Here is an 8,155-nt window from a genome sequence, read left to right as displayed (position 1 = left end):
GCTGCTCGTCGTCGGCGTCGTTCCGTCGGTTGTATAGTAAATCATCGCTCCGCTCGTCGCCGTGCTCAGCGTTACGCTGCTGTTATTGGCCACCGTTGCCCCACTTGCAGGATTTGCCGTCGGCGCGGCCGCTTGTGGTATGATTGTGATCGTTATTGTGCGAGTAGCAGTTCCGCCATTCCCGTCAGTCACTTGTATAGTAAAGCTATCGGAACCGGAATATCCCGCTGTTGGTTTATACGTGATCGTTCCGCCGGGGGCAATGTCAGTGCTGCCGCTGGCTGCGGTAGCCCCGCTGATACTCAGCGTTCCGTGCGATGGCGCGATACTTTGCGTCCATGTCTCGGTTTGGCCGGAATCCGTGTCACTGACGTGCAAAAGACCCTTAACGTCGGTGGCACTCGCATCTTGATATACCGTTAGTGCGCTCGTGCTCCCAATAAAAGTTGGCACAGTGTTGGTAGCGGGATCAGTAACCGTAATATTATCAATAATTATGCTTATATCCGCCTCGTTTTGCTGGACAATTCGAAATTCATTTATATTTCCCCAACTCGAATTAGTTAGATTTACTGTAGTTATGGAACCAGCAGGAGCTGTAAAATCATAAGATGCTCCTGAAACCGGAGATCCATTTAGATAACCAATTACTCTGTAGTTTGCAGAATCTGGATAAAATTCATTGCCGGTTTCTGCTTCGAAAGAAATAAGCTTAAATGCCCCGCTATCAGATGAACTTATTTTTGCCGCGGTGTCAATACCCATAAGTCCTCCAAATATATATAGAGCTTTATTGGGACTGACAGGTAAAGCATGAAAACTATCAAATCGATCAGTAATATGTATAAATGGGCCATTAGGGTTAGCGTTCGTTTCAACATTTCCACTGGAATCAAGTATGCTATAAGTCCAGTCACCCCACCGTCGAGGTATACTAAGTTCTGCTGCTAGAGGGTCGTAAGACGCCGGATCGACGAAAGATGACTGAAAGTCCTCGCTTGCTGGGGTAGCCGCACTAACTTGCTCCGGCCACAATAGAAGTAGCACTGATAGTAAACTAAATGAAATTAATATGACAAATAAAATAGACGTAAATTTCCGTGATTTTTTGCCCATCTTAAATTCAATTCCTCCTCATTTATTAAAAATTATTCATTTTTAAGAATTCAGCAAAATTTAAGAACGTTGCCACTACTTGCCTGTGACGCGGTTTTCGCGCTCTTCGCCACGATGGGGAATCCGAAGGCGGCCCCCATGCCCATGACCGCTGGCTACAATATGAGTGAGTAATATAAACTGTACATTCCAAGCTAAACTCATTCTTCTTCAAAAATTTTTAAAGATGGTCATCTAGCAAAATCAGTTTACAAGAACGATCTCCCAAAATTCTCACAAAAAAAGCCGGTATCGTAGTCCTCTACATACCGGCTGATTCCGATCCCCTTATTTTCCTAACCTCATCGCGTCGACAGAATCCGTGCCGCGTGTCGGCGGAAGGCTCAAGACCAAGCTCCGCTGCCAAACGATTCGTATAACGCTCCTAGTGTCACTGTTATTTTTTGTTAAAATCCCTCTTATACTTTCATTTAAATTATGAAGCTGCCGTTTGGCAATAGCAGAATCTGTAGGAGGAATTATGGACCGATTTAATCTGCCACTTTGTAAAAAAAGGGTGGCCCTTCGATATTCCTCATCGGGACCACCCTCTAGATGCTTAAATAGATTAAGTTACACGTGTGGTTCCACAGTTTTTTTACTGGTTCCAGACTTTTTTATCACCAGATGTATGGTGAAAATAAAGCATTAGACTAGAGTCGTTGATTTAACGCGCTTTTTGAATTGAAGAGTCGTCAGCTTTTGAAAAAAAGTTTTAGACTGATCCGTTAAAAGAAACAGCGGCGGACCAAGACTTGAAAAATAAAGTCTTAGACTGCCGCTGTTGTCATTCAACTAACGTCTCCGTTAGTTCAATAGGCTGCCGATTTTTTCGGCAGCCTGTTTTCATTGTGCTATGGGGATAAGCTCCGTCTCCGTACGCAAAAAGAAGGCCCCCAATCTCAAGCATCCAACGGTTGGCAGGCAGTCCAATCTTTCGGCCTAAGGAATCGCGCATTAACTGCATCAGTTCCCGGTTTGTTACTGGATTAGGCGCCGAGCAGTTGATAACGCCATTAAGATCATGCCGCTCCTTAAGAAAACGGATACTTCTATATAAATCTTCCACGTGAATCCAACTGTACTTCTGGCGTCCGCTGCCTTGGACGATTAGTTCAGGAAGGTCGGCTAAAATCTGATCGCTTCCTGGAGAGCGAACATAATTACGAAAGGTTTTGTAAAATTTTACCTACCCGATTTTCAAAATCAGATTCGTCTATCGTATCCAGATGTTCAGGTTTAAGCAATTGATATTGTTTCATTTTATAAAAATCAATAATCGCTTGTTTCAAGGTGACATCATACTGAATCGAAAATGATGGTTCCATGAAACGCCGCAGCACAGCGTCATCTTGGACCATAAACAGCACCGCATTCAATCTGTTGAAAATCTTTTGATCCATCCCGGATTCAAAAAAAGTTTGTAAATTTTTATTTCTATTTTGTTGGGCAGTTGCAAGATTTTCAAAATGGTGCGGATAAAATTCTTTAAGATCTTCTAAGAACAAATCAGAAATATAAGTGACACAGATCAAAGATTGTAAAAACGTTAATTGAAAGCGCTCGACAAAAGAGACGGAATCATCTTTGACAACGGAATCGGACCCTTGCAAGTAATTAATGTAATAATCTACAACCTTCTGGATGATTTCATCTTTGGATGAAAAATGCTTATAGAGTGTCACTTTGCTGATATCCATATATTTTGCGATATCGTCAATTTTCAGTTGGCTAAATTTGATTCTTCTTATAACAGGCTTTATTTTTTCTATATATTTATCGTCGCTCACCGGTTTTCTCACAATTGAATACCTCCTTTGATGCTCGTCAATAATATTATAACAAATTCGCTGTTATCACAAACTTTATTTACATAAATTATTAAGTTAACTAATTTAATAAAATGGGTTTACTTTATTAATTTCTCGTTATATAATCGGTCCTGTACCTAAAATGAATAACAGGAGGAAATAATATGCGTATATTTGTAACTGGAGCAACTGGATTCGTCGGTTCCGCAGTTGTACGTGAACTCATCGATGCCGGGCATCAGGTTAAAGGGCTTGCTCGTTCGGACAAGGCAGTAGCAGCATTGATAGCAGCCGGCGCTGATGTTCATCGTGGCTCCCTTGACGACCTCGATACCCTTCGCAGCGGCGCTTCCGCAGCGGATGGCGTCATTCACTTAGCGTTCAAGCATGACTTCTCTGACTTTGCGGCAGCCGCTGAGGCAGACATCCTGGCAATCGATGCGATGGGGTCAGTACTCGAGGGCACCGGGAAGCCGCTCGTGGTCACATCGGGAACGTTAATGCTCGCGCCGGGACGCCTCGGAACGGAAGACGACGCGTCGATCCAGCTACGCCGCGGCGCTCCGAGGAGACGGCGATCACGCTAGCTAGACGTGGAGTGCGATCATCGGTCGTCCGTCTCGCTCCGTCCGTGCATGGCCCGGGCGAGAAAGGCTTCGTTCCAACCCTAATCGCCATCGCGCGTGAAAAGGGCGTTTCGGCGTATGTAGGCGACGGACTCAATCGCTGGCCGGCAGTGCACCGGCTAGATGCCGCACGTCTCTTCAGGCTGGCGCTTGAGAAGGGCTCCGCGGGAGCCAGCTATCACGGGGTTGCCGACGAGGGCGTGCCATTCCGAGATATCGCTGGCGTTATCGCTCGCCACCTGAACCTACCGTTGCTTAGCATTTCCCGCGAAGAGGCAGACGATCACTTCGGGTGGCTTGCCTTCGCCGCGTCGACTGACAACCCGACATCAAGCGCACTGACCAAGGAACGCTTGGGATGGCAGCCCGTGCAACCCTCACTGATTGCGGATCTGGAACAGGGGCACTACTTTAACAGCTAAACACCCATCGGCTCTATCGATGTCGATACGGAAAGAGGCCCGCACGAGTAAATCGTGCGGGCCTCCGTCGGCCAGCGGGCCGAATCGTCCGCTGTGCCTGCTCAGCTGCTTGGACAAGAATGTTAAGAAAGGGGCTACACCATGTCGCAAATGGCAAAATCCGTCACTGTCGGCCTGAATAGGGACGCAGCGCTTCCCACGGACGGAATAGGAAACAAGCGATGCTCCAAGCCAGCTAGTTTGATGAATAATATATCCTTTATTTACAAATACCATATGTTATGACTTGTATTTCTAAACATCATCTCTGAATGGTTATTTGACAACAGACAAATTGTCCGTTGTCATGATATTGCACAACGGACAATTTGTCCGATATTCGTTATAAAGGGTGACTACTAATGTCAGTTAAGAAGCTGTATTTTTTGCCTGCAGGTGAATGTTTTCTAGATCAATCGGCAGTTAACCGAAACCTGAAACCCGGGAAATTAGTAGGGATGCCTGTATGGTCTTTTCTGTTGGAAACGACCGACGGACCAATATTGCTCGACACGGGAATGCCCGATGCTTTTATCAACAATCCCGATTATTATAAAGGGACTAAACGGGAAGGACGCGTTGTCCCAAATATGTCCGAGGGCGACTCGATCATGAATGTGTTAAAGCGTGTCGGTTATCTACCGGAAGATATCCAGATGGTCATTAGCTCCCACTTACACTTAGACCATTCTGGGGGAAATGGACATTTCCGCAATACACCGATCCTCATTCAACGGGCAGAATATGATGCAGCCATAGGCAATGACGAATATGCTCCGTTGGAGTGCAGGCTTCCCGATTTACAATATCAAATCATTGAGGGCGACCATAACTTGATTCCCGGGGTTCAAATTTTCTTCACTCCTGGTCATTCTCCAGGCCACCAATCGGTACTCGTAACAACGGAAACATCTGGTCCTGTTTTGCTGACGATTGATGTTGCCTATGTCAGGGAGAACTTCGAGAATGGCGTACCGTTCCTAACTTACGATCCAGAGTTGGCTGCTAAATCGATTCGTCGCATGCAGGATTTGGTTCAGGAAGTTCGGCCGTCAGCTATCTTCTTCGGACACGATAGAGATCAAGCAAACAATTGGCGCACATTCCCTGACTTCCTGTAATGGAGGGATATGTTATGGATGCTAATTCCATATCTTTATTCAGTAATGACCGAAAATTAATCGGAACGCTCTGCTTGTTATTTATATTCGGAAACATCAATATGACGATGTTCAACTTGGCTATACCATCGATTTCTGCTTCCTTTGTCCTCACCTCATCCCAAGTAAGTTGGGTCATGGTCGGATATAGCGTTTTAATGGCGATAGGCGCTGGAACTTATGGTAAGTTAACGGAGTCCTTTTCCTTTCGTCGGCTATATGTAATTGGATTAATCCTTTTTACTATCGGCTCCATTACTGGTTTCTTTGCAACTTCTTACTTGCAAGTAATCATCGGGAGATTACTTCAAGCAGCGGGGGCTTCTGCCATTTCCCCCCTTTCTTACGCGGTAGCAACTCTTTATTTTCATCCTACCGTCAGGGGGCGTGTTCTTGGCGCGTTGTCCGCCACAATTGCGTTTGCTTCTGGTTTCGGACCTGTTTTCGGCGGCTTCGTAGAGCAATACTTCGGCTGGAACTCTTTGTTCATAGTTTCCAGCCTTAGCATTTTTGTTATCCCTTTGGTATATAAATATGTCCCGAGCGAGACCCGTCGAAGATTCCTAGGGATGAGTTAAACCGAAGACGAATTTTAAAGTCTGCTAAAGAACTTTTCATCGAAAACGGTGTTGAGAATGTCAATATGCATCAGATTGCAAAAACTGCCGGGGTCGGACAGGCAAGCCTCTACCGTCGGTACTCAGACAAGGGCGACATCTGTTTGGAAATTGCATACGAAGAATATCAATCCTTATTCGATGAAGTTCAAGGCTTTCTAGATAAAAATTCGGAAATGGGCCCTTTGGACCGACTCTATCAAATAATTGTAAGATATGTTTCTTTTTTAGAGGCGAAAGTTCCCTGGCTCTGCGACATAAGTCGAGCCTCAACCGGTCATCGTCCTATGCAGTCTCCATTGTGTCAATGGATGCGTAAAGAAAGTAGTATTCTGTTAAACGAAGCCGTTGAACGAGAAGAAGTTTCAGACATAGATGTCTCATATACCATTGAAGCACTACTGGTCTTGCTTCATAATGTCGATTACCACCTGCTTGATGAAGGCTTTACGACCAAACGAGTTGTTGATGGGTTACAACGAATATTTATTGAAGGTTTAAAAGCTCAAAAACGTTAATCGGGGACGTCTACGGCACTCTTAATTAAACAAATCTGCCCGTTCGTATTATGAGGTCAGCCAGTTTTTACTGGTTGACCTCTTCTGTTTGTAAGAGGTTAAGTACGGGGAACCGGGGTAGAACGTCTCTGCCCGTGGGGCTTAGATCCCGTGTGCTAAACTGTTCGCCCCCTACTTGTAGAAACATGTTTGAGGCTGGTTGAGATAAAAGATCTCGAATAACAAGCGAAGCTATGACACTGCAAGATGGATTAGGGGTTACCGGCTAAAATTTAGAGCGAAGGTGATGCAAGAACATGAATCCAGTTATTGGCCTGGATATCGCCAAAGGCGAGAGCCAAGGACAGGCTTTCTTAGACAAAGGTCAGCCTTACGGAAAGAGCTTTACCATTCATCATACCCGTCAAGGGTTAGAGGCCCTCCGCTCGTTCTTAAAGCTTATCGAGCAAAAGTCTGATCAGCAACCGATGGTTATCCTGGAGTCTACAGGCCATTACCACCTCCCGGTTACTCGGTTCCTTGAGGAGCATAACTATTTATTCATTTTGGTGAACCCTATCCTGTCTTATCAGGCGAAGAAATCATCGACCCTGCGCAAGGTGAAGACAGATGCTGTAGATGCTTATGCCCTCCGCGAATTGTTCTACAAAGAAGACTTTGAGCAATACAAAACCAGAGGCCTCGGTTACTAAATCTACGGAACCTTACTCGGCAGCACGATGCTGTCGCGGGGCTCTCGGTAATGAAGTAGCATGCTGATGTACATTTCAAGGCCAGTTAGATGGCTTTGAAAAGTTGCCTTACGGAATGGATTGCGGTCAGCTGCAGCGAGTAGGGTTTCAGCCTTTTTCTCAGCCCAACTCAGCGAGCTTCTTTGGGTGATTAAACCGATTGATTTCACCGATTTCCGAAATAATCGTTGCAGCGATTTTTTCACCGATACCGGGGATCGATTGGATAATCTGATATTCTTCAATTTTATTAGCGAGAGCACCCATTTTCTTTTCCAGGGCTGTTAGGTTTCAGAGCGCCGAGTACATAAACATGCTATTCTTTCTGCAAGTTTGGACTTTCCAGCTCTAAGAACGGATTCAGCTGTCGGAAACTCCAATAACATCTTCAATGACACCACAGAGTGCAGCTCCCCGAAAACACCCTTATATTCCGGAAACACTTGATCTAATACAGCTTGGAACTGCAGCTTTATTTGAATGTATACTAGGCACACCTTGTTCTTGGCCGTTCTTTGTAGCTACGTAAGTCAGGAAGCAAACGAATAAAGGCTCACTACGATAAAATGATTGCCACGGGTAAACCGCATAAGGTAGCCATGATCGCTTAGGTAAATAAGCTGCTTCACTGGATCTACGCACTACTTAAACGGAAGGTAACCTTTCAAGATTTGGCCTAGTTGTGCCACATGAAAAACTTTCCAAAAATACTTGGAAGGTTATTGGCATGCGCAGATAAAAGTATAACATCCACGTTGTCCACGTTAACTAAAAAATGGAGCTACCCGAAGGCAGCCCCACAATGGAGTCATGTTGTCTAATCTAGATGTTAATTCTGTAGACTGTAGAAGAGCTCCTAGTAGCATTTATTGCCAAGTCTGCCAGTCTAATACTTTATTTTCTCAGTCTACAACTTTATTTTCCTAGTCTAATACTTTATTTTTCGGTCTAAAACTTTATTTTTCTCGAACAAGGGCATATGCACCGAAAATAAAGTCGTATAGCCCCAATCCACATTCTCCACATCGCTCAAACCCTTACCACGACTGGATTCCCGTCCCCTCTCCCCTGTATTT

Annotated in this window: 6 protein-coding genes and 2 pseudogenes; 5 read left to right on the top strand and 3 right to left on the bottom strand. The window is 45.0% G+C overall.

The features are described from left to right. Both SD70_RS39010 and SD70_RS31860 read right to left on the bottom strand, forming a co-directional pair. Positions 1-1,116 (bottom strand): Ig-like domain-containing protein (locus tag SD70_RS39010; protein WP_156158305.1); only part of this gene is annotated, 1,116 nt, incomplete at its 3' end. A gap of 1,202 nt (positions 1,117-2,318) precedes the next feature. Further along, a complete protein-coding gene (locus SD70_RS31860) occupies positions 2,319-2,957 on the bottom strand; it encodes a TetR/AcrR family transcriptional regulator (protein ID WP_041052633.1) in 639 nt (212 codons plus the stop codon). A 173-nt stretch (positions 2,958-3,130) separates the two neighbouring features. Between SD70_RS31860 and SD70_RS40040 the strand changes: the two genes are divergently transcribed. From SD70_RS40040 to SD70_RS31835, 5 genes and pseudogenes are all read left to right on the top strand, one after another. Next, positions 3,131-3,553: an NAD-dependent epimerase/dehydratase family protein gene (locus SD70_RS40040; RefSeq protein ID WP_331436868.1), complete on the top strand. Its 423-nt coding sequence runs from the start codon at positions 3,131-3,133 to the stop codon at positions 3,551-3,553. A gap of 862 nt (positions 3,554-4,415) precedes the next feature. Next, on the top strand, positions 4,416-5,174 hold the full coding sequence (gene aiiA / locus SD70_RS31850; RefSeq protein WP_041052632.1) for a quorum-quenching N-acyl homoserine lactonase AiiA: 759 nt from the start codon (positions 4,416-4,418) through the stop codon (positions 5,172-5,174). Positions 5,175-5,188: 14 nt separating this feature from the next. After that, positions 5,189-5,791 (top strand): MFS transporter, encoded by a 603-nt coding sequence (locus SD70_RS31845; protein WP_231571721.1) that lies wholly within the window; start codon positions 5,189-5,191, stop codon positions 5,789-5,791. After that, positions 5,746-6,348, top strand: a complete 603-nt coding sequence (locus SD70_RS31840) for a TetR/AcrR family transcriptional regulator (RefSeq protein WP_041052631.1) — start codon at positions 5,746-5,748, stop codon at positions 6,346-6,348. Before SD70_RS31845 ends, SD70_RS31840 begins: the two co-directional genes overlap by 46 nt. Positions 6,349-6,644: 296 nt before the next feature. After that, positions 6,645-7,090: pseudogene (locus SD70_RS31835) on the top strand (IS110 family transposase); the annotation flags it as partial. Positions 7,091-7,214: 124 nt separating this feature from the next. On the opposite strand, the pseudogene SD70_RS39005 reads toward SD70_RS31835, so the two are convergent. Then, positions 7,215-7,552, bottom strand: a pseudogene (locus SD70_RS39005) (transposase); the annotation flags it as partial. Positions 7,553-8,155: the final 603 nt, after the last annotated feature.

This window comes from Gordoniibacillus kamchatkensis (genome assembly GCF_000829455.1).
Lineage (GTDB): Bacteria > Bacillota > Bacilli > Paenibacillales > NBRC-103111 > Gordoniibacillus > Gordoniibacillus kamchatkensis.
The sequence above is the reverse complement of the archived record's forward strand: the minus strand, read 5'-3'. Positions and strand labels throughout refer to the sequence as shown.

Excerpts from the sequence above, each read along its gene's own strand:
- SD70_RS31845 (WP_231571721.1), top strand. The coding sequence starts at position 5,189 with ATGGATGCTAATTCCATATCTTTATTCAGTAATGACCGAAAATTAATC.
- aiiA (WP_041052632.1), top strand. The coding sequence starts at position 4,416 with ATGTCAGTTAAGAAGCTGTATTTTTTGCCTGCAGGTGAATGTTTTCTA.
- SD70_RS40040 (WP_331436868.1), top strand. The coding sequence starts at position 3,131 with ATGCGTATATTTGTAACTGGAGCAACTGGATTCGTCGGTTCCGCAGTT.